At 45.4% G+C, this 26,455-nt stretch carries 22 protein-coding genes; 10 read left to right on the forward strand and 12 right to left on the reverse strand.

Annotated features, from left to right (window positions below; genetic code table 11):
- Positions 1–37: 37 nt before the first annotated feature.
- Positions 38–283, reverse strand: coding sequence for a hypothetical protein (locus tag KIO97_RS08155; protein ID WP_005432220.1), 246 nt, complete (start codon positions 281–283; stop codon positions 38–40).
- 761 nt (positions 284–1,044) lie between these two features.
- Entirely contained in the window at positions 1,045–1,791 is a 747-nt protein-coding gene (locus tag KIO97_RS08160) for a metalloregulator ArsR/SmtB family transcription factor (RefSeq protein WP_045416859.1), read from the reverse strand.
- Positions 1,792–2,126: 335 nt separating this feature from the next.
- Here KIO97_RS08160 and KIO97_RS08165 point away from each other — a divergent pair, with 335 nt between their 5' ends.
- Positions 2,127–3,308, forward strand: coding sequence for an MFS transporter (locus tag KIO97_RS08165; RefSeq protein ID WP_285381841.1), 1,182 nt, complete (start codon positions 2,127–2,129; stop codon positions 3,306–3,308).
- A gap of 104 nt (positions 3,309–3,412) precedes the next feature.
- Here KIO97_RS08165 and KIO97_RS08170 read toward each other — a convergent pair whose 3' ends face one another.
- From KIO97_RS08170 to KIO97_RS08190, 5 genes are all read right to left on the reverse strand, one after another.
- Positions 3,413–4,252, reverse strand: a complete 840-nt coding sequence (locus tag KIO97_RS08170) for an energy-coupling factor transporter transmembrane protein EcfT (protein WP_285381843.1) — start codon at positions 4,250–4,252, stop codon at positions 3,413–3,415.
- Positions 4,249–6,030 carry an ABC transporter ATP-binding protein gene (locus KIO97_RS08175; RefSeq protein ID WP_285381844.1) on the reverse strand — a complete coding sequence of 594 codons (1,782 nt, stop codon included), beginning with the start codon at positions 6,028–6,030 and terminating at the stop codon, positions 4,249–4,251. Before KIO97_RS08175 ends, KIO97_RS08170 begins: the two co-directional genes overlap by 4 nt.
- A 6-nt stretch (positions 6,031–6,036) precedes the next feature.
- Positions 6,037–6,585 carry an ECF-type riboflavin transporter substrate-binding protein gene (locus KIO97_RS08180; protein ID WP_285381845.1) on the reverse strand — a complete coding sequence of 183 codons (549 nt, stop codon included), beginning with the start codon at positions 6,583–6,585 and terminating at the stop codon, positions 6,037–6,039.
- A 310-nt stretch (positions 6,586–6,895) separates the two neighbouring features.
- Entirely contained in the window at positions 6,896–8,026 is a 1,131-nt protein-coding gene (locus tag KIO97_RS08185) for an HlyD family secretion protein (protein ID WP_038891523.1), read from the reverse strand.
- Positions 8,026–8,412, reverse strand: coding sequence for a DUF3302 domain-containing protein (locus KIO97_RS08190; protein ID WP_005432206.1), 387 nt, complete (start codon positions 8,410–8,412; stop codon positions 8,026–8,028). Before KIO97_RS08190 ends, KIO97_RS08185 begins: the two co-directional genes overlap by 1 nt.
- 146 nt (positions 8,413–8,558) lie before the next feature.
- Between KIO97_RS08190 and KIO97_RS08195 the strand changes: the two genes are divergently transcribed.
- The gene (locus KIO97_RS08195; RefSeq protein ID WP_005432205.1) at positions 8,559–9,449 is read left to right on the forward strand and encodes a DMT family transporter; all 891 of its coding nucleotides are present in this window, start codon (positions 8,559–8,561) and stop codon (positions 9,447–9,449) included.
- Positions 9,450–9,531: 82 nt separating this feature from the next.
- On the opposite strand, the gene KIO97_RS08200 is transcribed toward KIO97_RS08195, so the two are convergent.
- From KIO97_RS08200 to deoD, 4 genes are all read right to left on the reverse strand, one after another.
- Positions 9,532–11,115, reverse strand: a complete 1,584-nt coding sequence (locus KIO97_RS08200) for a GGDEF domain-containing protein (RefSeq protein ID WP_285381847.1) — start codon at positions 11,113–11,115, stop codon at positions 9,532–9,534.
- Complete coding sequence (locus KIO97_RS08205; RefSeq protein WP_285381849.1) at positions 11,099–12,583, reverse strand: lipopolysaccharide assembly protein LapB; 1,485 nt, start codon at positions 12,581–12,583, stop codon at positions 11,099–11,101. Before KIO97_RS08205 ends, KIO97_RS08200 begins: the two co-directional genes overlap by 17 nt.
- 169 nt (positions 12,584–12,752) lie before the next feature.
- On the reverse strand, positions 12,753–14,222 hold the full coding sequence (locus tag KIO97_RS08210; protein ID WP_285381851.1) for a lactate dehydrogenase: 1,470 nt from the start codon (positions 14,220–14,222) through the stop codon (positions 12,753–12,755).
- Between the two features lie 68 nt (positions 14,223–14,290).
- The gene (gene deoD, locus KIO97_RS08215; RefSeq protein ID WP_285381853.1) at positions 14,291–15,001 is read right to left on the reverse strand and encodes a purine-nucleoside phosphorylase; all 711 of its coding nucleotides are present in this window, start codon (positions 14,999–15,001) and stop codon (positions 14,291–14,293) included.
- Positions 15,002–15,397: 396 nt separating this feature from the next.
- Between deoD and KIO97_RS08220 the strand changes: the two genes are divergently transcribed.
- From KIO97_RS08220 to KIO97_RS08235, 4 genes are read left to right on the forward strand one after another with little or no spacing between them, the layout of a single operon-like run.
- Positions 15,398–16,348 carry a DUF523 and DUF1722 domain-containing protein gene (locus KIO97_RS08220; RefSeq protein ID WP_005535333.1) on the forward strand — a complete coding sequence of 317 codons (951 nt, stop codon included), beginning with the start codon at positions 15,398–15,400 and terminating at the stop codon, positions 16,346–16,348.
- The gene (locus tag KIO97_RS08225) at positions 16,338–17,141 is read left to right on the forward strand and encodes a MerR family transcriptional regulator (protein WP_005535330.1); all 804 of its coding nucleotides are present in this window, start codon (positions 16,338–16,340) and stop codon (positions 17,139–17,141) included. The genes KIO97_RS08220 and KIO97_RS08225 overlap by 11 nt, the downstream gene beginning before the upstream one ends.
- A gap of 24 nt (positions 17,142–17,165) precedes the next feature.
- Positions 17,166–18,581, forward strand: a complete 1,416-nt coding sequence (gene phrB / locus KIO97_RS08230) for a deoxyribodipyrimidine photo-lyase (protein WP_285381856.1) — start codon at positions 17,166–17,168, stop codon at positions 18,579–18,581.
- Positions 18,582–18,587: 6 nt separating this feature from the next.
- Positions 18,588–19,514: a L,D-transpeptidase family protein gene (locus KIO97_RS08235; RefSeq protein WP_255959515.1), complete on the forward strand. Its 927-nt coding sequence runs from the start codon at positions 18,588–18,590 to the stop codon at positions 19,512–19,514.
- 26 nt (positions 19,515–19,540) lie between these two features.
- Here the strand turns inward: KIO97_RS08235 and KIO97_RS08240 are convergent, their stop codons facing one another.
- On the reverse strand, positions 19,541–19,789 hold the full coding sequence (locus KIO97_RS08240; RefSeq protein ID WP_005535213.1) for an Lpp/OprI family alanine-zipper lipoprotein: 249 nt from the start codon (positions 19,787–19,789) through the stop codon (positions 19,541–19,543).
- Between the two features lie 422 nt (positions 19,790–20,211).
- On the opposite strand from KIO97_RS08240, the gene KIO97_RS08245 reads away from it, so the two are divergent.
- From KIO97_RS08245 to KIO97_RS08260, 4 genes are all read left to right on the forward strand, one after another.
- Entirely contained in the window at positions 20,212–21,555 is a 1,344-nt protein-coding gene (locus KIO97_RS08245; protein ID WP_010645134.1) for a DEAD/DEAH box helicase, read from the forward strand.
- Between the two features lie 186 nt (positions 21,556–21,741).
- Positions 21,742–21,915, forward strand: a complete 174-nt coding sequence (locus KIO97_RS08250; RefSeq protein ID WP_285381860.1) for a hypothetical protein — start codon at positions 21,742–21,744, stop codon at positions 21,913–21,915.
- A 376-nt stretch (positions 21,916–22,291) separates the two neighbouring features.
- Positions 22,292–24,304, forward strand: coding sequence for a prolyl oligopeptidase family serine peptidase (locus KIO97_RS08255; protein WP_285381862.1), 2,013 nt, complete (start codon positions 22,292–22,294; stop codon positions 24,302–24,304).
- Positions 24,305–26,446, forward strand: coding sequence for a TonB-dependent hemoglobin/transferrin/lactoferrin family receptor (locus KIO97_RS08260; protein ID WP_285381863.1), 2,142 nt, complete (start codon positions 24,305–24,307; stop codon positions 26,444–26,446).
- The last annotated feature ends 9 nt before the right edge of the window (positions 26,447–26,455 follow it).

Consider the following 26,455-nt stretch of genomic DNA (forward strand, 5'->3'; position numbering starts at 1 on the left):
CCACTGGCCATTTTTGCAAGGGATTGAAAGTCGGCAATTAGTCCGACTTTTCGTCTTTAATGATACCTTTTCTCTCTAGTCGCTTCTTAGGGTTAACGCGATGGTCGACGCCTAGTGCTTCTTTTGTGGTATCTGCGATCGTTTCATCCAACGTACAGCGGTTTCCGACCACCTTTGTCACGCCGTTAGCCAGTTTTTTAGGGCTACATTTCGGGTCAACAATGCCAGCGTTTGCAATGACAGGAAGCAGTGACAGTAACATCACTGAAAATGCGTATTTCATCTCTTGAATCCTAATCTCTCAACTCGGTGCTAAATTTAGCATCGGCCTTGTAAAGGATTTAGGCATTTTCAAGATAGTCACTCGGGTAGATGTCTAGAAAGCGCACCTCGAGCCACTTTTTCATACTTGTTAGTGAACCAGATATTCCATACTGATAATTTGCTTCAACAAGAATGAACTTCCAAGTACTACCCAAAGAAACGCCTTAACAATTTTTCTTCTTTGCACTGGTTTTCCTTGTGAAATGAATAGGGTTTGCGTTGTCAATCATTCGGCGGTGACTTAGATAATATCGAAATGGTTTCGAATTGAATGGTCACATCCAAATTTCGTTATTCATGGATGCCTACAGGTGGGAGAGACAGGTAAAAAAATCCCACCTATGAGTATTAGGTGGGTAAGGCTTATGTGGAGCTACAAGTAAGTGGCCACCAGTTAGAGTCGGGAACGTGGTGGCAACCTCTCAACGATATCGCGTTCGCTGTCTGTGAAAAAGGCATCCTAAATAACGCTAAATTTGCCAATGCTAAACATAAAAACACTCAATCTGTTCACTCTAATTGAAGCGCTTTGGGTTGTACCCAAATTAAACGTAATTGCTTTAATTAGTTTTTGTTTTTCAAATAGTTGCCTCTTCTGTTGTGTTGGGTTAATTCCAAACCATAGAATTGACGAGATCATGACAAGGAGACACTGCTTCCAATAAAAATTTTTACGCAGTGCCTCGAGGGGTGAGAGATAAATAAAAGAGAGCTAAGCGATTATTGCTCGTTGTTTTGCGCGGCTTTTAAACGTGACTTCTCTGCGTTAATTATGCCTGGATTCCCAATGCGAACGGTTTGGAGTAAATGCTTAATCCACATAGGCAAAGATGGGGATAAGCGATAATGAATCCAAAGACCATGTCGGGTATCTTTCAAGAATGTCGTGTCTCTTAGTAAAGCCAGGTGGCGAGAGACTTTTGGCTGGCTTTCATTCAAAGCGTTTTTCAAATCGGTTACGGTTAGATCTTGTTCATCTTCTAACAGCATCAATATCTTGAGTCGCAGCGGATCGCTCATCAGCTTAAAGAAATTGCTCGGATCCACTTGTGTGCGGTTTTCTTCACTGTTGAGCAGTAGAAATAGACTGATTCTCTCAATCAATTCTTTTGCCGTATTCTGGAAAGGTTCGACACCTTCAAGCGGTTTTGGATCGACGAGATTCCAATGTAATTGGTCAATGTCTTGGTCGAAGATTACGCATTCATCTTTGGCGTTATCACACAATGTAATGACGAAGTCATAGTGATTCTTTTCCACTTCTGCGTAGTCTTTCGAACGAAGTTCTTCATGACTTATTTGATGCGCTTTCAATACATCAAACACTCTTGTGTCGACGTCACTTGGGTGGACTCCTGCGCTTTCGGCATGGAACATTTCACCTGCCATATGGTTGAAGATCGCTTCGGCAAGTTGTGAGCGAGCGGAGTTACCGGTGCAAAGAAACAGGACTTGTTTTTTCATCATATCAAACTATGGATTTCAGAGGCTTGCGTCAAAATGACCATTGATACGCAACAGTATAACCTTCTGAGAGTTGAACAAGAAGCACGTATCTTTTCTTGGCCTGTGAGCGGTCAGGCTACGATTCACATGAAGTAATGCGGTCATAATTTTCAACTTGTAAAAATTGTTTTAATTATCATCAAATAAAATGGGAGGTAGTGAATTTTTTCTGTGTCATTTTTTCACCTAACCTGATGAAATTAAAAGAAAGTACTAAGAAAGGTTAAATTATAATGATATTGCGAATTTGTTACATTTGGCGGTATGATGACGGCTTCATATTCTAAGGACTCGTCATGAATACGCCACAGAAAAGCTGGAGAACGCCACAAAACTTTCTTCTGCTGATTTCCATTATTGTTCCTATTGCCTTCTCCACTTGGATGGCGCTACTGAACAACTTCGTCATCGAAAAAGCCAACTTTGATGGAGCCGATATCGGTTTACTGCAAAGTGTGCGTGAGATTCCCGGTTTTCTTGCTTTCACAGTTGTGTTTGTTTTGCTGTTTATCCGCGAGCAACGTTTTATGTTGGTCTCGCTCGCCATGCTGACACTCGGCACGGCAATCACAGGTTACTTCCCATCTTTGTTTGGGCTTCTTTTTACCACCTTGTTGATGTCGACTGGCTTCCACTATTTCGAAACACTGAAGCAATCTTTGTCTTTGCAATGGCTTTCTAAGGAAGAAGCGCCAGAAATGCTGGGTAAGTTCATTTCGGTTGGAGCCTTAGCCTCACTGTTCACATACGGTGCAATTTGGGTGCTGTTGGAGCAGTTGAAACTGGAATTCAAAACCGTCTACTTATTGGCTGGTGGTATTGGTTTTGTGTTGATTATGATCATGGCGTTTGCGTTCCCAGAATTCAAAACCGAAGTGCCACAAAATAAGAAGCTTGTTCTGCGTAAGCGTTACTGGCTTTACTACGCGTTGACCTTTATGAGCGGTGCACGACGTCAAATCTTCACGGTTTTTGCTGGGTTCTTGATGGTTGAGAAGTTTGGCTATTCGGCTGCAGACATTACGCTTCTCTTCTTAATCAACTACTTGTTTAACTTTCTTTTCGCTAAGCGTATTGGACGTTTCATCGGTGTCGTAGGTGAGCGGAAAGCCTTGATGTTTGAATATGTGGGACTGATTTTTGTCTTCGTCGGTTACGGTTTAGTACAAACCGCGGAGTGGGCGGCAGCACTGTACGTGGTCGATCATCTGTTCTTCGCTTTGGCACTTGCAATCAAAACCTACTTCCAGAAGATAGCCGATCCGGCGGACATGGCATCAACGGCGGGTGTGGCGTTTACCATCAACCACATTGCCGCTGTCGTGATTCCCGTAACCTTTGGTGTGATTTGGTTGGTTTCGCCTTCAAGCGTGTTTTACATTGGCGCCGCTCTGGCCGCAGTGAGCTTGTTACTGTCTTTAAATATCCCAGCCAAGCCGGGAGAGGGTAACGAAACACGTGTGTTGAGATGGAACTAAGTTAGTACTTACTACTCAATAACTTAACGCCAAAACTGGTTATAAAAATGGGAAGCAGAGGCATCCCATTTTTGTATTCGGTTTTCAACGTGAGACCGGTTCGCTTAGAACGGATACCAAAACAGCTGAGTGTCTATAACGCGTTTGCTAATCGCTGCGGCAACAATCACGGCGATGCCAGCCATACATACCATATCGGCTTTGGTCAGCGGTTTTAGGCTGTACCAAGTACGAGAAGAGTGACGGCCAAAACCACGCAATGTCATCGCGTTAGAGATTTGGTCGGCGCGCTCTAGGCTAGAGAAAATCAAAGGGCCTAAGATCTTAGAAACGTTCTTCATACGGGTAAACAACGGCGCTTTCTTACTCAGTTCGACACCGCGAGCTTGTTGAGCATGCATGATGTTTACGAAGTCTTTCTTCACTTCTGGCAAGTAACGCAAGGTTAAACTGACTGCATAAGCAATTTTGTAAGGCACACCAAGACGGTTCAAACTAGCTGCAAATTCAGTAGGGTGCGTGGTAAACACAAACACCAAAGCGATTGGGAACATGCTGAAGTACTTCAATGTCACGGTAACCAGATAGAATAGGGTCTCTTGGGTGAGTGAGTAATTACCCGGTAACGCCAACAATACTGTTGTCGAGCCCATGTATTCACTGCCTTGCTGCGGGGCTAATGCGAACATAAACAGCGCATTAATCAACAAAACGCTGCCTGTACCGATCAGTAAAGTCTTGTATACATGGAAAGGTACTTTGGTCATTTTTAACAAACCAAGACCTACAACGATCAATAGAGCAATGATGCGCAAATCAAAGGTCGTAAGTACCACCGTTACCCAGGCAATGAACATCAAAAACTTGGTGATGCCATTGAGTTTGTGCAGTGGCGATTGGGTATCGATGTAGTTGATACCAAACTTCATCTTGTTGTCTTTCATGCCACTACTTTCTCAATGTTTTTAGCATCATTATTTTGTGAATCTTGAGCTTCTGAAGTTTGTACATCGGCTTTGTTTTCACGCTCTCGACGTGCTTTTTCAACGTCAATAAAGTGCTGCATAAAGTCGTTCGTGTTCTCAATGCCTAACTCAGTAGCCAGTTCATACAAGCTAGTTGTCGCCAAGTTCGCTTGGTCTAACAGTGCTGGGGAACTAAACACCTCAGTCATTGGCGCGTCAGCAATCAACTTGCTGTCGGCAATCACGATGGAACGAGTGGTGTACTCCAAGACCAAGTGCATGTCATGAGAGATGATCATCACCGTAATGCCAAGTTCACGATTAAGCTTCTCGATAAAGCTCAGCATTGATGTGTAGTTACGATAATCCTGACCAGCAGTAGGCTCGTCCAGAATCAAAAGCTCAGGCTCTAAGGCAAGAATCGATGCAATCGTCACACGCTTTTTCTGACCGTAGCTTAAGGCCTCAATTGGCCAATGGCGGTACTTGCTCAAACCACACAGCTCAAGGACTTCCAATACCTTCGCTTCGATTTGGTTCTCTTCAACGCCACGGTTACGCAGACCGAAAGCCACTTCGTCGAAAATCATGTGATGCGAAATCATATGATTTGGGTTTTGCATTACCACGCCAACCTTTTGGCTGCGCTCGAAAATGGTTAGCTCGTTTAAGTCTTGGCCGTTCAACATCATCGAACCTTGGTCTGGTTCAATCACACCCATCACAAGCTTAGTGATGGTGGATTTGCCGGAACCGTTTTTACCCAAAACCGAAACGAACTCGCCGCGTTTTACATCGAAGCTAACGTCTTCAAGCGCGTTTTTCTCACCATCGTAGGAATAGGTAAGGTTACGAACAGCCAAAAGAGTCTCGGCTTGCTTTTCAACGTTGGTCGCTTTTGAGGCTTCAAACCATGTGCTGACGGCGGTTTGGTATTGCGCCAATGGCAATGTGTTTAAGCTTGATGGTTTTGCATCGCCTTCAATCGCGCAGCCTGCTTCTTTCAACGCGGAAAGGTAAAGTGGCTCACGAATACCGTATTCCTCGAGAAGAGGGGATGCCAATATCTCATCCGGTGTGGTATCTGCGATGATTTCACCGCTTTCCATTAGAATGATGCGGTCAACAGAGCGGTGCAGAACATCCTCAAGACGGTGCTCGATAATGATGATGGTTTTACCCGTTTCACGGTGCAGCTCATCGATAATCTCGATGGTCTTTTTGCCCGTCTTTGGATCGAGGGCAGCAAGGGGTTCGTCAAACAGTAAGATGTCGACGTCGTCGACTAAAATACCCGCCAAAGAAACGCGCTGCTTTTGACCGCCTGATAAATCGTGAGGAGAGCGATCTAACATCTGTTCCAAATCGACCATTTTGGCTGTAGCTTTGACCAAAGGGTACATGTCGATGTTAGACATCAATTGGTTTTCCAACGCGAATGCGATGTCTTCACCAATGCTCAACCCAACAAATTGGCTGTCCGTATCTTGCAGTACGGTACCAACTTGTTCGGTGAATTGGTGCATGTCAAAAGGGGCGGTGTCTTGACCATTGATGGTCAGCTGGCCACTGGTTTCCCCTTTGATAGCGTGTGGGATCAGTCCGTTAAGGCATTGGCCAAGGGTAGATTTACCACTACCACTTGGACCGATAATGACGATTTTCTCTCCTTTCTCTATCCTTAGATTGATATTTTTTAGCGTCGGTTTGTCCAGCGACTCATATCTAAAAGAGAAGTTAGAAAATTCGATTGTCATTCGACATTAAGCCTCTGTTAAGTTGCGGCTTTGCTTGTTACGTTTTGCGACAGACTTAAGAATGAAGAAGCCCACAATAGCAATAAGAATAGTGTTACCCAGCGCGATGATCGACAGCTGTGTGAATATCTTAGTGAACGGTTCTGCGTACAAAATGGTGTCTAGGAAGGCTGAACAGCCATAACCGAATACGTTGCCCAACAGAGCAAGCACCACGAACAACGCGAAGTCTTTCATATTGAAGTCACCTTTCTCTAAACGGTTGCGAGTCAGAGAAGGGAAAAGACCGATAATTAAACCAACAATACCTGAACCAAGTACCCAAGTGAGCCATACGCCCCAACCTGCAAATAGGTCGGTAACCCAGTGGCCGATAAAGCCAACCAAGAAGCCTACCAGAGGGCCGAATAATACTGAGAACAATGCCAATACCGCCATTGCTGGTTTCAGCGTCGTGTTTGCAAACACAGGGATGCCAAACATTGGCAAACCGCCGATGCCGTATAGTGCAGCACCGATTGCAATAACCACCACGGTTTTAGCAGAAAGATTCATAGATAACCTCAGTTCAATTGTCGATTTTAAAGAACGTTCACTTGCTTTGTTTTGCAGCGCTGATTGTGTAACAAAGTTTGGAAACAACCAAGCTGCTTATTGTTTGCTCTATTTTTCTTCAAGAAATGTGTGACTGAATTCACGCACCTCATTGACTGGCTTAGTTTTTCAGCAAGCATCAAAAATAAGGCGCGCATTATACAGAATATTGATAAAAGTGGGAATGCTATCTGTCTGGATGGCTAGAATGAAAACAGGGGCTGACTGTCAGCCCCTGATTACACCTTGTGATGGTTTTTTCACCTATAAATTAATGGTCTAGGTATAGGTAGTTTTGCCAGCTCTTCATACGAATAAGGACTTTGCGCATGATAGATACGTGGGTAAAGCTATCGGAGTAAACGGCGACTTCAACCGCTGTACCCATCGGCAGATGATACTCTTCTAGGTCATCCGTGATTTTTAATGTCACGAACACGCGACCGCTGGTGCGCAGAGCTTCTGTTCCAAGCAGTGAGCCTCGCGCTTGGAATTGGCTCTCACCAATGGCTGGCAGCACGTCGACCACTTGACCTTTAAACACCTTGCCCGGTAATGCACGGAACATAAACTCTGCTTCAAAACCAGGCTCTAGACGTTGCAATGAGTTCTGACGAAACGCTGCCGTATAAAGCTTGTCTTCGGTATGGACGAAGGTCATTACTGGTGCGAGCGGTAAAGGTACCGCCATCACACCTGGACGCAGTGCCAATTGCGTTACATAGCCATCCGTTGGTGCGGTTACGACGGTTTGCTCTAGGTTGAACTCTGCTTGGCGTAACTCCGCGAGTAAAGATGCCACTTGAGTATTTTCGCCACCAACTTCAGAGTCGAGTGCGATTTGCGCCTGTTCTTGCTTTGATTGCGCCACTTCTAGTGCTGCTTGCGCGGCCTTGAACGCTTGGCGACGGGTATCTAATTGTTGCTCGGTGAAGGCGCCACGATCGAAACCACGTTGGTAACGATCAAATTCGCGTTGCGCTTTATCACGTTCTGCAAGCGCTTTGATGACCGCTGCTTCTGCTTCTTGAACGCTAGACTCAAGACCAAGTGCGCCTTGGCTAGCTTCTTTTACTTTCGCTCTTAGCTTGTCTACTTCCGCTTGGAATGGAATCGGATCGATACGGAAGAGTACATCACCTTTTTGTAGCGGTTGGTTTGGTTGAACCGGAACTTCAATGACTCGACCACGAACGCCTGAAACAACAGGGGTGGTTGAGAACACTTGGTTACCAATTTGAGTAAACGGGTGGTTGTAGTTCATCAATAAGATAAGTGTACCGACCAACACTACACCACCGAGTACGGCTGTTGGCACTGTCCACTTGTTCAGTGGGATATTAAAGATTTTGAAAATCGCGATACATAGCGCGGCGTAAGTCAGAACCAGTAGTAAATCCATTATTGTTCCTCCTTACCTTGTTCTTTTTGTGCTGGAGTGCTCGATGCTGCCTTTTCGCCTTTCAGCGTAGAGACTTCTTTTTTCAATTCATTGACTTCATCAATTAGCTCTTCAAGGCGATGATGGATATCATGTGTTTCTTGTTCGAGTTGCTTGAAGCCCCAGCCTCGCTCTTTGCGCCACAACGTTGCCCAGATCCATAGGAATGGCCAAAGTGCATGAAGTGTGAAAAGGCTAACCCAGCCTGCGTAGTGTATTGCGTCTTGGTGAGGGTGCTCGCGCTCTTTTGCTATTTCATAAGGAATATCGTGAATCACGATAATTCCGTAGAAGATAACCAAAGCAACGAAAATGAGTAACCCAAGTGCAAAATAGTCTAGAAACATCTTACTTCCCTGTGCTTGTTGCTAAATAGAAAAACTTACGTAAATTAACTGTTTAAGTATTTGATAGAACAATAAGTGAATCAAGTTATTTATAGCTCAATTCACAGTTATTGAGAGATACGGCATGGAATACGAAGGAGTAAACAGTGCTATATTCTGGTGAGATTGCCGCGATCAGCGCTGCAATTGTTTGGGCATGTGCGACTTGGATATACAGTCAATTCAGCCATCGTTTTTCTGCTATGCAACTTAACATTGTCAAAGGGGTGATCGCCTCGATGATGATGTTGGTCGTGATTCCTTTTCTCCCCCAAGGTCTGCCAAGCCAAATCGAACCTATTCACCTTGCTGTATTAGCAGTGTCCGGTGTCATTGGTATTGCCATTGGTGATAGCGCTTACTTTTCCGCGCTAAAACGTATCGGACCAAATAAAACGTTATTGTTGGAATCTCTTGCTCCACCGTTATCAGGCGTGCTTGCGTTGGTGTTTCTTGGCTCGGAGCTGACGCTACAAAGTTGGCTTGGTGTGGTAGTGACGACCGCTGCAGTCACTTTTGTTGTCTTTCAGCCCTCTTCAACAGGTGAAGAAACCAATTGGAGTGGTATCGGATTTGGTCTGTTGGCGAGTGTATGCCAAGCAACGGGTGTGGTGATTTCTCACTATGCATTGGTGGCAGGGGATCTTCCACCTTTGTTAGGGGCATTAATCAGACTCAGCATTGGTGTGGTTGCGGTTTGTTTGGTCATTAAAGTTGTTGAGCCCGCGCCGTTCAAAGGCATCAAACAGCACATTCAAGAGATGGGTAATAAGGCGATGGGATGGCTGTTATTAGCGATTTTCGTCGGTACTTTCCTCGCGCTTTGGCTACAACAAATCGCTTTGAAATACGCCAACCCAGCGATAGCACAAACCTTAATCGCCACTAGCCCGCTGTTTATCTTGGTGATTTACGCTATGAAAGGTGAAAAGGTAGGAGCGAAGAGCGTGATTGGAACATTGGTCGCGCTCGGTGGCATTTCGCTGTTCTTTCTTTAAAGCATTCTCTTAGTTAGTTGAAGCAATATACAAAAACGCCCCAGTTTGAGCTGGGGCGTTTTTTATAGATTGAAAATCTGGCTTATAGCTCAGTACAAACTTGGTTTCGACCATTGGCTTTCGCGCGGTATAGAGCTTTGTCGGCACGGTAGAAGGTGCGCTGAGTATTCTCACCCTCCCGATGTAAGGTAATGCCGATGGAGACGGTCAAGCCACGCTCGCCTAAGATTTCATGCCAACCAAACTGGTAAATGCGCTCGCGGTAGTTTTCGGCGTGCATTTCTGCCTTTGCAACCTCGGTGTTTTCTAGAATCACCAAGAACTCTTCACCACCGAAACGTACACACGATGAACCACGGAACTTGAAGTACCCAGAAAGCTCCTTGGAGACGTTCACAATGGCTTTGTCGCCCACTAAGTGGCTAAGCTCATCATTGATGGATTTAAAGTGGTCAATGTCGATCACCATTAGGGCAAATGGCGTATCGTGCAGCAACAAGTCTTTCAGCTTCACTTCTAGCCAACGACGGTTGTGGAGTGACGTTAACGGGTCGGTAAAGACATCTTGTTGAAGCTGAGCAACGGTGTTTTTGTGTTGTTTAGTGGTTTCTTTGAGCTCTTTGTTCTCAATCTCTGAAAGGATCAACTTGAGCTGTAATTCAAATCGACCCAAGCGACGCAGCTGAGCTGGGCCAAGTTCACTGATCGGAATATGTTTCACTAAATCAGATTCGACTCGGAAAGCTTTTTTCTCGTAGTTAAGTGCTTCTTTGAACAAGCCTTGAGAAGCACACACTTGGCTCATCGCGTTATAAAAACGATTCGCGATCAAAGGCGATGCTTGCTCGTTGATGCGCTTCCCCGTAGAAGCTAACAATAGATTTGATAATGATTGATGACCAACTTCATTCAAACAGTAAGCCGTCTCGATCTTTACCATGGTCGAGAGCCAAACAGTATGTTGCTTGCCTGTTGCGTATTGAATCTGAGAGATAGCAAGTAGTGCTTTGTTGCACTCTTTTTGCAGTCGAAGCAACTTAGCTCGGTATAAGTGAATTTGTCCTGTCAGATTTTTATCGCTGACGAGGATACTGAGCTCTTCGCACTCGCTTAAGAGGTCCGTCGCCGCGCCTATACGTTGCAAACTGATATAACAAGCTAGCATGTACAGCTTATAGCGTAATCTCAATGAACGGCTGCCAATGGCATGGTCAATCGCATCGATTTTTTGGTAGTAACGAAGAGCGCGGTTGTGGTCGCCATACGCGTCACAAAGGTTGCCCATGCCGATGATTGCCAGAACATACTCATCGATATAACCGTATTCGACGGCAATGTTGGTGGAAGCAATGTATTCGGTGAGTGCAGAGTTATAATCGCCTTTTTCTACCAGACGGTCACTCAAGCTGGATTTGACAGAGAGGATATCCTCAACGTCTTCTGGCAGTTTAAGTAAATCGAGTGCATGACGTAGTTCTTCAATGCTCTCTTGTAGCTGTTTAATTTTACTTCGATATTCCGCGCTGATGATGTAGCAGTGCGCCTTCTCTTGATTGGTCGAGGCGATATGCAGACGGATGTGTTCCCATAGGATTAGCGCTTCTTCACCGGCAACGGAAGAGGGATCCATGCCAGCATCCGTCACCTTACTAAGCAGTTGTTCCATTCTTCATTACCTCAATGTGGCTCTCTTCCAACTGCTCTAAGGTGAACGGGAAGGTTAGGATGTCCTGTAGATAAAGTGTTGGCTTAGGGCCAGTTAAACCACGGCGTTTCCATGGATAGATGTCTAACATAGCGCAAACGGTGCGGTAGAGCTCTTCGGCTGCTTGGTCCTTTTCTGCAATCAACATCGCCAAGCGGTCGCTGCTTAAGCGAGAGATAAGATCGCTAGATGTAGTGAGCGAATGAACCAACTCAGTACAGATGTCTAGGAAGGCCGGATCTGAGTGACGGATCATGATCACAGCATGGTTGGAGTGTTTTAGCTCGGTCTTGAATAGAACCAGTTGCTCCCACCAGTAAGTCTCTGACACCACGTTTGAGAACTGTTTCTCTGGATCGTATTCATGTTGGGCACGAATACGGTTAATGAGTTTTCGCGCGCGTTGTTCGAGTTGTCGTTTAGATCCTCGCGCTTTGTCCATACTGACACGATGAGTTTGCTCTTTAAGCATCTTAAGTGCGTGTCGACGGTATTTTTGGAACGCTTGAAAAGCAAGCTCGTAATCGCCTTGCTCTTCGGCTACACGGGATTGTTGGAAACAAATTTGGCTGAGCAGTTCGCCATTATCGAACGCGAGTGCTGATTGCTCGGCTAATTGCAGCAACCTTGCTGCACTCTCTGTGTTTTTACGCAGTAATTCCAGTCTTGCACGGCTGATGAAGGAATGCGCTTTCATCCACGTCAGGTCTTGTTCTATCGCAAGCTGGTGAGCTTTTTGTGTGGCTTCTTCTGCCGCATCAAGTCGCTCTAATCCCAGCAGGGCAAGGCCTTTGAAATCCCAGATCTCTGCTTGCCAAGTGCTGTCGTCGTGATCTCTGAGTACTTCTGTCGCACCATCAAGCACACTCAACATCTCAACGAAATTGTTCAGCAAGTAGTAATCCCATGCGAGCAGTATTCGGGCTTTGCCTTCTAGCCAAGCAATACGGACATTGTTTGCCACTTTCACTGCGAGTTCATGCGTAGAAGCGGCAAGCTTGTGTTCGTTGGTGATTCGCCAAACATTGCCTAAGCCAATTAATGCTTCGATTTGGATCTCGATATCGTCGACCAAAGCCGATTGCTCTAGGGCATTAATCCAGTATTGTTGTGCAGAGTAATATTTGGCTTGGCCCCAATACTGCAAGGCAAATAAATGAAGGATCTTTGGAAGGTGATCGTCAGTATCAAGTTGAATTTGGAGGTTGTAAGCATCTTTGATCAGCTTTAAGCCATGTCGATAATCCATGCTACACCAGCAAGCATTAGACATCGCGATAAGCGCTCGAATCTCACCATCTATAAATAGAATTTGCTCTGAACGAATACGGCATTGCTCCGCGATTCGAAATGCTCGCTCAGGATCAGATTTTATCTGGCCTTCAAGGGCGTTGAGCTCGGCTTCGAGCTGAATTTGGCTTTTATCCAACGTTCACATCCATGACTATCGAACTGGAATTTACACCTAAAAACAAGTGGTTAGATGCGTATATCATTGCGGTGTAGAAAACAGCCACACCAATAAGGTATCGGATTCCGTAATGTATACCGCGCTCCGCGCTTATTTACCACTTCTAAATGAGTAAACTGTTAAATAATCATGATAACAATTGTTTGATCGTGAGTGGTGCGTCGGTGACTTTGAGCCTTTGAGCAGCAGTAAGTCCTTGCTTATCCTGATAGCACAAATTATGCCAAGCTCTGAATATATCTAAAAGAGGCAATATGCCTGCAGGACGCAATTTGCGACGTGGCTCGTTGATAAAGCTTTCAAACAGCAGTTGAAAACGATTTTGATAGAATTGGATATGGCGAGTTGTGGCCACATTGAACCATGATTCCGGCTCATTTCTGTCGCCAGCTAAATAACAGATACCCTTGTTGCACTCGTATTGGCTGGAGATCGCCCAGCGGTCACGCCACCAACTCATGTAGGCAATATCCACTTTGCCAAATGGCGCGTTCATGTCCCAAATCGCGTCTTCTTCGACATACATCAGATCGACGCTTTTCTCTTTAATGCGAGATAAACAAACGCTCAACGCAGCAGAGCGGAGCAGGGGATCTTGAGGCATGTAGATAGAAACACGCTTTTCAGGGCAACACATATCCAACACATGGAGGTAGTGTGCGTAAGAGGTGTAAGGCGGACGAATCAATGCGCCTTTTGATGGGTAGTGGAAGACAGAAAGGTTCCCCAGTGGGTCTTCTACGTTGCCACGGGCCAAGATAGTTTGGTACTTCTGATCGATGCGTTCACGCAGCTTCTTAGATGGCGTTGGTGGCGGTTCGCTTGCTTCTGCAGTGTATTCTTGCGAAACGAAACGAGACACCTCATCGTATGGGTTATGATCCAGAGCAGCGATTGGCTCATCATCAGAAGAGTAGTTCACATGCTGACACAGAATGTAGCCTGAATGCGCTTCACCCGAAGCAATCCAATAAACGCCATTGTTGCTGTTTGGTTGCAGAGCGACGTAGTTTGATGCCAGTTCATAATGCTTTGCATGGTTAACCCAACGAGCATCTATCGTCGCCAATTTACGGCGGCAACGGCTCGCGATATGATCAACATGATCGTAAAAGGTTTTTGGGTTGATGCTGAGTTTACGGCAGATTTCTCGAACGGAATAACCAGTAAACAATAAGCCCATCAAATTCTCTTGGAATTGAAACTTTTTGTTGGCACCAGACCATTTATCAACAAAGGTACTTTGACACACTTTACAGCGGTAACGTTGGCGATCGCCACTGTAACCGAAAGCGTGATAGAGGTGTTTGTGCGTGTGGACAGAAAGTCCGAAGTTGTCGCAATCATCATTACGACAAGCAGGTAACCCGTCACTATGAACGTGACGCAGACGATGAAGTTCGTTCACTACATCGCGGTTATTAAGTAAGGGGGGGAAAGCTCCACATTCACGGCATACCATCGCCGGACGTTTAGGGTTAGCATGCTGCAAAACGTACCGCTTCGCATCACTCAATCCAAAGTTGTCACACGCCAATGTTTTACAAAAGTTGAGTTGTAACCCATCTGCGTCCCTTGGCAGTTCGCCGTTAGACACAATCGCCCCCTCGGGATAATTCGTGCAGCCGGTCAGGCTCCGGCTGCAATTTACTACTTAGGTGTTTCTTAGATTTTGATTGCTGTTTCTAGTGCAACTTTCATCATGTCGTTGAACGACTTTTGACGCTCTTCTGAGCTTAGTTTTTCACCACGGATGATGTGGTCAGAAACCGTTAGGATAGTTAGTGCTTTCGCGCCTAGGTCTGCAGCTACGCCGTAGATACCAGCCGCTTCCATGTCTACACCTAGGATGCCTAGTTTTTCCATCTTCTCGAAGATGTCTGCTTCTGGTGTGTAGAATAGGTCTGCAGAGAATACGTTACCAACTTTTACTGGAACTTCTTGAGCTCGCGCTTGGTTTACCGCTTCTTCTAGAAGACCGTAGTCAGCGATTGCTGCGAAGTCGTGGTTGTTGAAACGGATACGGTTAACTTTTGAGTCTGTAGATGCACCCATGCCAATAACAACGTCCATTAGTTTCACGTCGTCACGTACTGCACCACAGCTACCTACACGGATAACGTTTTTCACGCCGTATTCAGCGATTAGTTCGTGTACGTAGATACAGCAAGATGGGATACCCATACCGTGGCCCATTACAGAAACTTTTTTGCCTTTGTAAGTGCCAGTAAAGCCGAACATGTTGCGAACGTCACAAACTTGTGTCACATCTTCTAGAAACGTTTCTGCGATGTATTTAGCGCGCAACGGGTCGCCTGGCATTAGAACTGTTTCAGCGAAATCACCTGGTTGTGCGTTAATGTGTGGGGTTGCCATAAGTGCTCTCCAAAGTTTTGTTCAGGTAAAACGCATCAATTATAGATGCTATTACCAATCCTGTTGAACTTGTTCGTTTTCGTTGAGGCCATAGTATCGGTACAGGGCAAGGGGACTTGAGAGTTAAGTCACAAAATGGTCGGTTCTAGTGTTTAAATAATCTGTTGATAACCAAATCTGTTGAAATCAAAAAGGCAATCGATTTGCTTTTGAGCAGTTTGTCGATTGCGTGCACAAAACCCCTATATCGCCCTCAAATTTTTTTCTTCAAATCGTCTGATCTAAATCCTATATGAATGAGTAGAACGATTAAATTGTACAGTTTATTTTCTTGTACAATGTTAATTGACTTGCTATAAGTTATACAGCAAAAAATTTTGTATAGGATGCTTCGTTATGGAATCTTCAATCAAAGTCGGTATCAGCTCTTGTGTACTTGGAGAACGAGTACGTTTCGATTCGGGACATAAAATCAGCAACTTCGTAACGAAGGAATTAGACGGCTACTTCAGCTTTGTGCCAGTTTGCCCTGAAGTTGGTGTAGGCATGTCTGTGCCGCGTCCGACTATCCGCCTAGTCAGCAATGAAGAACGTATTGCATTGGTCGAGACAAAAAATCCTGACAACGACCACACAGACAACATGCTCGCTTATTCCGAAAATAAAGTGAACGAACTACAAGGCGAGCAATTGTGCGGTTACATCGTTTGCGCTAAGTCGCCGACTTGCGGTATGGAACGTGTAAAGGTGTACAGCAAAAACAATGCGGCAAAAGAAGGTGTTGGTTTGTACACCAAAACGTTAATGGAAAAAATGCCGTGGTTACCAGTAGAAGAAGACGGTCGCCTGAACGATCCGGTATTAAAAGAGAACTTCATTACGCGTATTTATTGTTTGAATGACTTTTATGAGTCAATGGGTGGAGAGCCAACCCGCGGTAAGATTGTCGAGTTTCACTCGCGCTACAAGCTGACGCTAATGGCGCACCACCCAGAGTCGTACCGTTCTCTTGGTCGATTGGTGGCTGATGTAGCGAACTATGAAATCGATGAGTTTTACAGCCAATACCGCTTGGGTTTGATGCAAGCACTACAAAACCGTGCCAGCCGTAAAAATAACACCAATGTGTTGATGCACTTACAAGGCTACTTCAAACGCTCATTAACTTCTGACGAGAAAGCAGAACTTGCGACCGTGATTAGTGACTACCGCACAGGGTTATTACCACTGCTTGCGCCGCTAACGTTAATTAAGCACTATCTCAACGCGTACCCAGATGCGTACTTACAAAAACAGAAATATCTAGAACCATACCCGCAGGAGATGAGACTTCGTTATGGATTGTAGCCAAGAAGAAAAACTATACGCAATTAGAGATATATCAGAGTTGACGGGCGTAAAACCCGTCACCCTGAGGGCTTGGCAAAGACGCTATAACTTGATTCAACCGCAAAGAACTGAAAAAGGGCATCGCCTATATCGTCAGCAAGATTTGGACACAATACGAGAGATTCAAGGTTGGTTGGCTAAGGGCGTTGCTATCGGCAAAGTGAAGGGACTGCTAGGACAAGACTCAGACGTTGATGTGTCAACAGACAACCAGCGTTTGGAGGAAGTTGAAGTGATGTTGAAAGCGTTGTCGGAGCTTAATCGTGGCAAAACGGAAACGCTCCTGTCTAACGTATTAAAAGAATACCCACTTAATATTGTGATTGAACAGCTGATCAATCCGGTGTTTGAAGCATTAGATCTAGTGAAAGTCTCGCTGCGTTCATTGCAACTTGGTTTGTTCCAAACGTGTCTAATCACTCGCCTCGCCCTAGTGGTGGACTCAGAGAATAAAGCCGCGTCTAAAGGGAAATGTCTGCTGGTGAGCTTCGAGCAAGCCCGTGACTCAGAGAGCTGGATTCAAGCCGCAAAACTGTGTGAACAAGGCTACCACATCACCTTAATCGACAAGGTCGAAGATGTGTCTGGTTTGATTGGGCATGATGTACTTGCTCGTTATCAGCAAGTGCATTTCTTCTCGAACAAAGCTCTGCCGATCAAACAGGTGGAAGCTTTAACCGCATTGCAAACTCGAGCACCTGAGCAAGTTCAATTTTCTGAAGTCATCGAGAAACTTCATTTCGCTAACTAGCCCAATAATAGGTAAGGAGAGGACATGATTCTGGTTTGGTTTCGACGTGATCTGAGAACGTTAGACCACACAGCGTTAAAGGCTGCCTTGGATACGGGGCAACCTGTTGTGGCTGCTTTTGTTTCGACACCGGAACAATGGCAAGAGCATAATATGTCGCCAATGCAGGCAGACCTGATCGCGCGACGCTTGGTGCATCTCGATGAAGAACTCGCAGACCTCAACATACCGCTTCTGTATAAAGAAGCGCCCAAATTTTCTGACGTCACAGGGGTCATCAAAGATTGGGCATTATCGTTAAACGCGAAAAGCGTGATGGCAAACATCCATTATGAGGTCAACGAACAAGCGTTAGACAGGGAAGTAGCGGATGTTTTAGCTAAAAGCCAAGTCACGTTTGAAGCTTTCCACGACAAATGTGTTCATGCGCCTAGCACGGTGTTAAACAAGCAAGGTGAATATTTCAAGGTATTCACGCCATTCAAACGCGCTTGGTTGTTGAAATTCCAAATGCCAATGGTGTCGAAACCAAAACCACAAGCTGAGATTCCTCAAGAATTGATCCAGCCGCTTGAAGCCGATCGCTACCATGCAGACGTACCTTTCACTTACCCGCGTGAATCCAGTGACCAATGGTTCGTTTCAACAAGTGATATTGTGCATCACTTGCGAGAATTCGCTCGAGAGCGCAGCGATGCTTATCAAGAGAAAAGAGACCTTCCTTCTTTTGATGGTACGAGTCAGTTGTCTCCATATCTTGCCATTGGCGCATTATCGCCAAGACAGTGTATTGCTCGTCTTTATGCAGAGAACCCGCATACTGACCTTACGGACGGGAAAGCGACGTGGCTAAGTGAAATCATCTGGCGCGAATTTTACCAACACTTATTAGTGTTTGAACCAAAACTGGTGAAAGGTAAAGGCTTCATTCCTTGGGAAGATAAGATTGAATGGTCTTATGATGAGGCGGCGTTCGAGCGTTGGAAAACTGGAACAACAGGGTACCCAATTGTCGATGCTGCGATGCGCCAACTAAACACGACGGGTTGGATGCACAACCGCCTACGCATGATAGTGGCAAGCTTCTTAACCAAAGACCTACACATCGACTGGCGTTGGGGTGAGGCGTACTTTATGAGCAAGCTGGTGGATGGAGACTTCGCTGCGAACAACGGTGGTTGGCAATGGTCGGCGTCTACCGGATGTGATGGGCAGCCTTACTTCCGCATTTTTAATCCAATCAGTCAGGGTGAGAAATTTGACTCTGATGGCGCATTTGTTCGCTATTGGGTGCCGGAAATCAAACAGGTACCAAACAAATTTATTCATAACCCATGGCTATGGAGCGGCTTTAATTTACTGGATTATCACAAGCCGATGGTTGATCACAAGGTAGAAAGAGAGATAACCTTACGGCTCTTCAAAAACGCCAAGGAATAGAGAGAGATGCCTAGCAAGAAGCGTTCAATGAGTATCGCTAAACGAACCCTGTTGTCTGTATCGTTGTCTTTAGTGAGTGGTTTGTCATTCGCAAAGATGTATGAATTACCGGAGGATGGGGCTCGTGTCATAGGCCGCATGGAAAATCATGTGGTTGAACAGGGCGAAACCATGGCAAACATTGCTAAGCAGTACGATGTTGGCATGCTGGCGTTAATGGCAGCCAACAAAGGCGTAGACCCTTTTCTACCAAAAGAAGGGCACGTACTGACGATTCCTACTCAGCTTATTCTTCCTGATGTCCCTCACAAAGGCATTGTCATCAACTTGGCTGAATTGCGTCTGTACTACTTCCCAGCAAAAGAAAACGTAGTACACATCTTTCCAGTAGGGATTGGTCGTATTGGCCGTGACACGCCAGAAATGACCACGAGCATCAGTCAAAAGCGCCCAAACCCAACTTGGACACCACCTTCTTCGATTCGAGCAGAGTACAAAGCGAAGGGCATTGATTTGCCTGCAGTAGTACCAGCAGGTCCAGATAACCCGTTAGGTATGTTTGCACTTCGCTTGGCCTATGGCCATGGTGAGTACTTGATCCACGGTACCAACAAAGATTTTGGCATCGGTATGCGCGTTAGTTCGGGCTGTATTCGTATGGATCCTAACGATATCGAATGGTTGTTCGACAAAGTTCGTCGTGGTGAAAAAGTGAAAATCATCAATCAACCTGTAAAAGTGACGCTAGAACCGGATCGCAGTGTGTTTGTTGAAGCGCATGAACCATTGACTCGCAGTAATGGCGAGAAAGATCATCTACAGATCCCGAAAGAGTTGGATTGGTGGCTTGATGAATATGGGATGACGAATGCGAAAGCAAAAGCAGCGATTGCTGCGCAGAATGGTGTTCCAGTAGAAATAACCGCGCCTTAACAAGCGTTAAAGCGCGGAATCACATCTTACTTAGTGTAAGACTGAGCGATGTTGTCGATACGCTCGTTAGCACGTGCAGCTTCTTCTTGAGCTGCCATAGCCGAGTCGTTAGACTTTTGAACGTCAGATTGTAGAGACTGAACGTCTTGGCTTAGTTGGCTAACTTGGTTGCTTAGTTCGTCTAGTTTAGTAGCTGTTGCTGCTTCGTCAGAAGAAGCACAACCTGCTAGTAGAAGTACTGAAGTTGCTGCAGCTGCGATCAACGTTTTGTTCATTTTAGAACTCCTTGCCTATAGTTAAAGTACTACGCTATACGTTTTGTGTCATATAGTCATAGTGTTAAATGTGAATACATTCTATCAGTACATGATGTAGCAAAAGTCAAAAAAATCCAAGGATTTCATAGAGTACCTGATACGGACGCTAACATTTAGCTTACATAAGTGAGCGATTACTCACCTGATAACGCCAGTATCAGGTAGTACAGCAGCTCTTTTGCCACTCCCTGATATCAATAATTTAGACGAAATTTACACAAATGAAAGTTTCTTAGATGAATCTTTATTTTTTCTAATGGAATTAGTTTGTGTGATCTCTATCTATACTCCTATGATTTGCGGTATTATACCGAGCTTTTATTTTTTCCTGCGTTAGAGCGGAAACGACACTGAAAAAGCGCTCAGACGCTGATTATTTATTGGAGAATACTTTGCAATTTAAAGATCTAGGCCTAGACAACCGATTGTTGAAGAACCTAAAACACTACGATTTCAAAAAAGCGACTGACATTCAGCAGCAGGCGATTCCTGTTGCGATTGCAGGCAAGGATCTATTGGCATCTTCGAAAACGGGTTCGGGTAAGACTTTGGCGTTTGTATTGCCAATGCTGCACAAGTCGTTAAAGACTAAGTCGTTTTCTGCAAAAGACCCACGTGCGGTTATTCTTGCGCCTACGCGTGAGTTAGCAAAGCAGGTATATGGCGAGCTTCGCTCAATGCTTGGTGGTCTGACTTACGACGCAGCGTTGATTCTGGGTGGTGAGAACTTCAATGATCAGGTAAAAGCGCTACGCCGCTACCCTAAATTCATCGTTGCGACGCCAGGACGTCTGGCCGACCACCTAGAACATCGTTCTCTATTTCTTGATGGTTTGGAAACATTAGTTCTTGATGAAGCGGACCGTATGTTAGATCTGGGCTTTGCGCCAGAACTCCGTCGTATTCACAGAGCAGCGAAACACCGTCGTCGTCAAACTCTAATGTTCTCAGCAACACTTGATCACGCAGAAGTGAACGACATTGCATCAGAGATGCTGAATGCGCCAAAGCGTATCGCTATCGGTGTATCTAACGAAGAACACAAAGACATCACTCAGAAATTCTACTTGTGTGATCACCTAGATCACAAAGAAGCGATTCTGGAGCGTGTGCTTGAAGAAGCAGAATACCGTCAGGTGATCATCTTTACAGCGACACGTGATGACACTGAGCGTCTAACGAACAAGCTGAATGAGAAGAAGCTTAAAGCGGTCGCGCTAAGCGGTAACTTGAATCAGACTCAACGTAACACCATCATGAGTCAGTTTGAGCGTGCCGTATTTAAGATTCTAGTAACAACAGACGTTGCTTCTCGTGGTCTTGATATCGCAACGGTAACGCACGTTATTAACTTCGATATGCCGAAGCACACAGAAGAGTACGTGCATCGTGTTGGTCGTACTGGTCGTGCGGGTAACAAAGGTGACGCAGTGTCGCTTGTTGGTCCTAAAGACTGGGATAGCTTTAAGCGTGTTGAAACTTACCTACAACAAGATTTGAACTTCTCTGTATTTGAAGACTTGAAAGGTAAATTCAAAGGTTTGAAACCGCGTAAACCTGACTTCCGTAACAAGAAGACAGAAACTAAGAAAGCGCGCCCTCAAGCGAAGAAAACACCGAAGAAACCAGCTAAGCGCGATAAAGGCTTCTACCAAAACGTGGCAGTGGGTGACAACGTGTTTATCCCTAAGAAGAAGCCAGCGGCACCAAGCTCTGAAGATTAAGCTTTTACTTGGCACCTGGCGCAAAACGATTTCAAATCCGAGCTCAATAGCTCGGATTTTTTATGCCTGAATTTTGCCTTCAAAACCTCTTATGTTTATCAATCCTAAACATAGGTTCAATAGTCTTTGGTTTTTCTAAACGCCATCTTTGCTTAGCATAAGTATCCAGAAACAGGAGACAAGAACATGTATCAAGAAGAGCAATGGTTAGAACAAGTCGATATGAGTTTGACGGACAAGCAATCTAGAGCATTGGGGTTGGAGCAGCGTAGCGTCTTGGTCGAAATGTTTTCATTCCTATGTATCGCATTGGTGAGTTGTACATTGGTGTTTACCGGAGGCGGTCATCATGATTACTGAGAAGTCACAAATGGGGGAGTTGATTAAATCGGTTGTTGTTTCTTCACTCTACTTCGTCGGATTTCTCGCTCTACTCTGGGTTGTGACTAGCCACGTTTTCTAGTTTACCTTTCTTTGTTAAACCCCACGACAAGAGAAGCAAAAGTCGTCACCTTAGTAGGTGGCGTTTTTATACTTAGCCCATTAGTATTTTTCATTACCACACCTTTCTACGAGTCTATCGCTCGGCAAACACTTTTGTCTGTTAACTAAACGTTTGCGCAACAAAAGCCAATAAAATCAATACACGAAATATTAAATGATAATTGATCTCATTTTCATTTGAGGGCAGAATACGCGAAATAATATTAATCCTATAAATAGTTGTGCCGTTTATATGAAATTTAGTCATGTTTTTTTGGGGCTTTTAGCGCTCTCTTTACCCAGTGTCGCCGCGGATAATTTTGATTGGTTGAGAGACGATTCAAGACAAGATGAGCGAGTCCTTTCTTATCTCAAGAAGCAAAACCAGAAAACAGAACAATTTCAGAAAAGCTATGACGAGATCACTCAACACCTGTTGAGCCAATGGGAAGCCATGGCTGCAGAAAAAGGTGACAAGCCTTGGGTGATTAAAAACGGCCAAGAGTGGAATCTAACTCGCCGACAAGGCAACTTCGTTTTGTTGTCACGAGCAGACAAAACTGCGCAAGAGGACGTGGTTTACGATTTTTCTTCTCGCCAAGAAGAACGTCAATACTTCCAAATTGGTCAATGGCGTATTAAAGGCAATTCATTGCTGTTTACTGAAGATATTGATGGCAGTGAGCAATACCGTGCTGTGCTGGTGGAGCTCAATAATGGTAGAGTGCACGAACTGATTAGCAACGTGGACAATGGTGTTCTGCTCTCACCAAATGGAAAGTTTGCTTTCGTTGTATCAAAGGACGAAAAAACACAACGCCCTTACCAAATAGTGCGAATTAACATTCAGACCAATGAGAAGAAAATAATTTGGCAAGAGGACAAGACCGATTGGCTCATGTCGTTCTATCCCGCAGCCGACGCGCGTTTCGCACTGGTACAAAGTAACAATGAATCGACCACCGAACAAAAGATCCTGAACCTTGATTCTGGCGAGCTGACGGCCTCGTTACGTAAACCGGAATCTGGTGTGGAGTATTATGCAGATATTGCTCAAGATAGAGTCTTTATCAACAGCAATCTTAATGGTCAGTTTGGTTTGTTTGAAACTGAGATGTCAGAGAAAGATTTGGACACTGCTGAGCCTAATTGGAAGTCTTTCTTACGCTCAGAAAACGGTGTAGAGCAATTCTATTTGTATGAAGCGGGACTTGTGGCATTAACCAAGCAAGACAATCAAACGACAATCTCGGTTTACTCTTACGATGGCAAGGCGAAAAAATCTCTTCCGTTAGAGTCGGACGGGCGCATTGCTTGGTTGAGCACTCTTGGTGATTTCCGCTCTAATAAAATCCGCATTCGTAGCATGTCGATGACGACACCGCCGCTGTGGGAAGAGTTTGATGTTAAAGCACTAACAAAGGCAAATCTGTCGCAAGATGTTTATCACGGCTTCTCCAGCCAAGATTATGTTTCTCAACGCATTATGGTCAAAAGTCATGGTGTGGAAGTGCCGGTTTCTCTTGCTTACCGTAAAGACAAACTGAGTGATAACGCTCCTGTCGTTCTGTACGGCTATGGTGCGTACGGGTTTACCATGAAACCTTACTTCATGCCTCAAACCGTGAGCTTACTGGATCAAGGTGTTATCTACGCGATAGCGCATGTTCGTGGTGGCGGTTACTTTGGTGCTGACTGGCACGAGCAAGGCCGAGGCGTTCTTAAAGCCAACTCTATCAATGATTTCACAGCGACTGCGCAAGCGCTTAAACACTTTGATGGTGGTGAACGTGATGTTTACGCAATTGGATCGAGTGCTGGTGGCACTTTAGTTGCCGGCTCCATCAACCAAGCTCCTGATTTGTTTGCTGGCGCGGTGATGAAGGTTCCGTTTGTCGATGTCGTTGCCAGCATGTCCGATACGACGTTGCCACTTACTGCACAACAATATGGGGAATGGGGGAATCCGACACTCCCAGAGCAGCTCAAAGCGATGCAAGCTTATGATCCTATTCTCAATATCCACAAAGACGCTTACCCACCCATGTTGGTTCAAGTCGGATTAAACGATCAACGTGTGCCTTATTGGGAAGGCGCGAAGTATCTCGCTCAAATTTCGTCGACCAGTGAATCGACAGGCCCTTATTTGTTGCAAACGGACTTTCACTCTGGCCACCGCATGGATCCAAGGCAGGCAAGAGAGCAACAAGCGAAGGAATACGCATTTCTACTATCACTCATTAAAACATCTAAAGCGGAGCAGTAAATGAAGCTTACCCCAGTGTCAGCGGCAGTACTTTCGGTACTTGCTGCCAGTCAAGTGCACGCCGAATCTAAGGTTTTCTCAATGGAAGAGGTGGTTGTAACCGCCAATAAAATCGATCAGCCATTGTCAAAAGTGGCAGGTAGTGTCGCGGTTATCACAAACGAGCAAATCGAAGAACGAGGCGAAACCGAGCTTTATGACGTGCTGCGTAACGAACCTGGTGTAAGCGTGACGGGCGGTGCAGGACGTCCGCAAAACATTACCATCCGTGGTATGACAGGTAACCGCATTATGATCGTTCGTGATGGGATTCGTTCTGCGGATGGCTTCGGTGCGAATGACATTAATGATGCAGTTGGGCGAGATACTTTTGATTTATCCAATTTTGAATCGCTGCAAATCATTAAAGGTGCAAGCTCTTCGGTGCATGGCTCTGGCGCGATCGGCGGTGTGGTGATTTTAGAATCCAGTAAGCCGGGTGATTTCTTAAAAGACAAAGACTTCTACACCGATGTTTCCGGTACTTACACCGATATCAGCAACAAGTACAAAGGCACGAGTAATCTAGCTTTCCGCTCCGGTGATACAGAGAGTTTGTTTAACGTTTCATACTGGCAAGGGCAAGAGACACGTAACTTTGATGAAGATTTGTATAACCGCGACCTAGATGGTTACAGCGGTGCTTATACGATCAACCACTTTTTCAATGAAGAGGTGATGTTGAAAGCCAAAGCGGAACTCTACACTCAGAATCAAGAGCGTTTGGAGGGTTCACCGTCCATTCAACCTGATGGAATCTGGCATATTGAAGACTTTGCTGAAGATGAAACCTCCGAAGAGTACAGCGCTTACATTGGTGCAGAGGTGACACCGATTAATCCAACTTGGTTCGAAGAGTTGGATACCAAAGTTTACTGGCGTCACACCGAAGTCGTGGAAGACACCAACCGTCTAATGCGCCAAGTGGATCACAATGGTTTGATCACCAAACGTCGCGAGCTGGAACACAAAACCTTCATTGACGAGACAATTGGTTTTCGTGGCGACTTCACCAATACGATTTTTGCAGCAAATACTGAGCATCAATTGGCTTACGGTATCGAGCTTTCTACTGACTATTATGAACGCACAGATAGCGATTCCAAGATTGATTGGAATGGGGTGACGCCTTCGACCAAGCAACCTTTCGCTCCAGCTCGAGCTTATAACATAGGTTTGTACGTTCGAGACATGGTGGAACTGGATAAATGGACCATCACGGGCGGTCTGCGCTTTGATGCGCACCGTCTAACGCCAGACGGTGAGGGCGAAGTGGGCGGCTTCCCATTAAAGGACATGGATAGCTCGGAGGTGTCTCCAAGCCTGTCGGTTTCTCGTGAAATGTTTGCCAACAACATCGTTTATGTGTCGTACAACCACGGTTACCGTGCTCCGGAATACGACAAAGCATATGGCTTCGTGAACCATGATTTCGTACCGCTAACGCCTTTTGTTATCGCGCCTAACTTAGACCTAGAAGCTGAGACTTCGGACTCATTTGAAATCGGTAACAAGTTCGATAACGGTCGTGCGTATGTCTATGCGTCTGTGTTCTACAACAAGTTTGAAAACTTCATCGATGTTGTGACCACAGGCTTTGACTCAAGCACTGGTAATTACATCAAACAGTACCAAAACCTTGATGGCGTAGAGACTTATGGCGCAGAGCTTTCTGCGGGTTACGCACTTACCAAACAATGGGACATCAGCACTAAGTTTGGCTACGTAGATGGCAAAGACGCGGAAGGTGAATACGTTCGAAGCATTACGCCATTCGAAGGTAACGCTCAACTGAAATACGCCAACCAAGACTTCAACGCTTACGTGGCTTGGAACTGGGCCGCTGCCATGGATCGCGTTCCTAAATGCCAGACCACACTTGGTCTAGCGACAGAGTGTGCGCAGACAAGCGCGTGGAATACGTTTGATCTTGGCGCAACTTACCACGTTTCCAAAGACCTTCGTGTTAGCGCAAACATCGTCAACTTGTTCGACAAAGAGTACATCCGATACCAAGACGTAGCGGGTATTGCTGAGGAAAGTAAGCGTTACTCAACTGAGCCAGGGCGCTACTTCACGCTAAATGCAAAATACGAATTCTAGGACGAAATC

It is taken from the genome of Vibrio sp. B181a, from assembly GCF_030248375.1.
GTDB classification, from domain to species: Bacteria; Pseudomonadota; Gammaproteobacteria; order Enterobacterales; family Vibrionaceae; genus Vibrio; species Vibrio campbellii.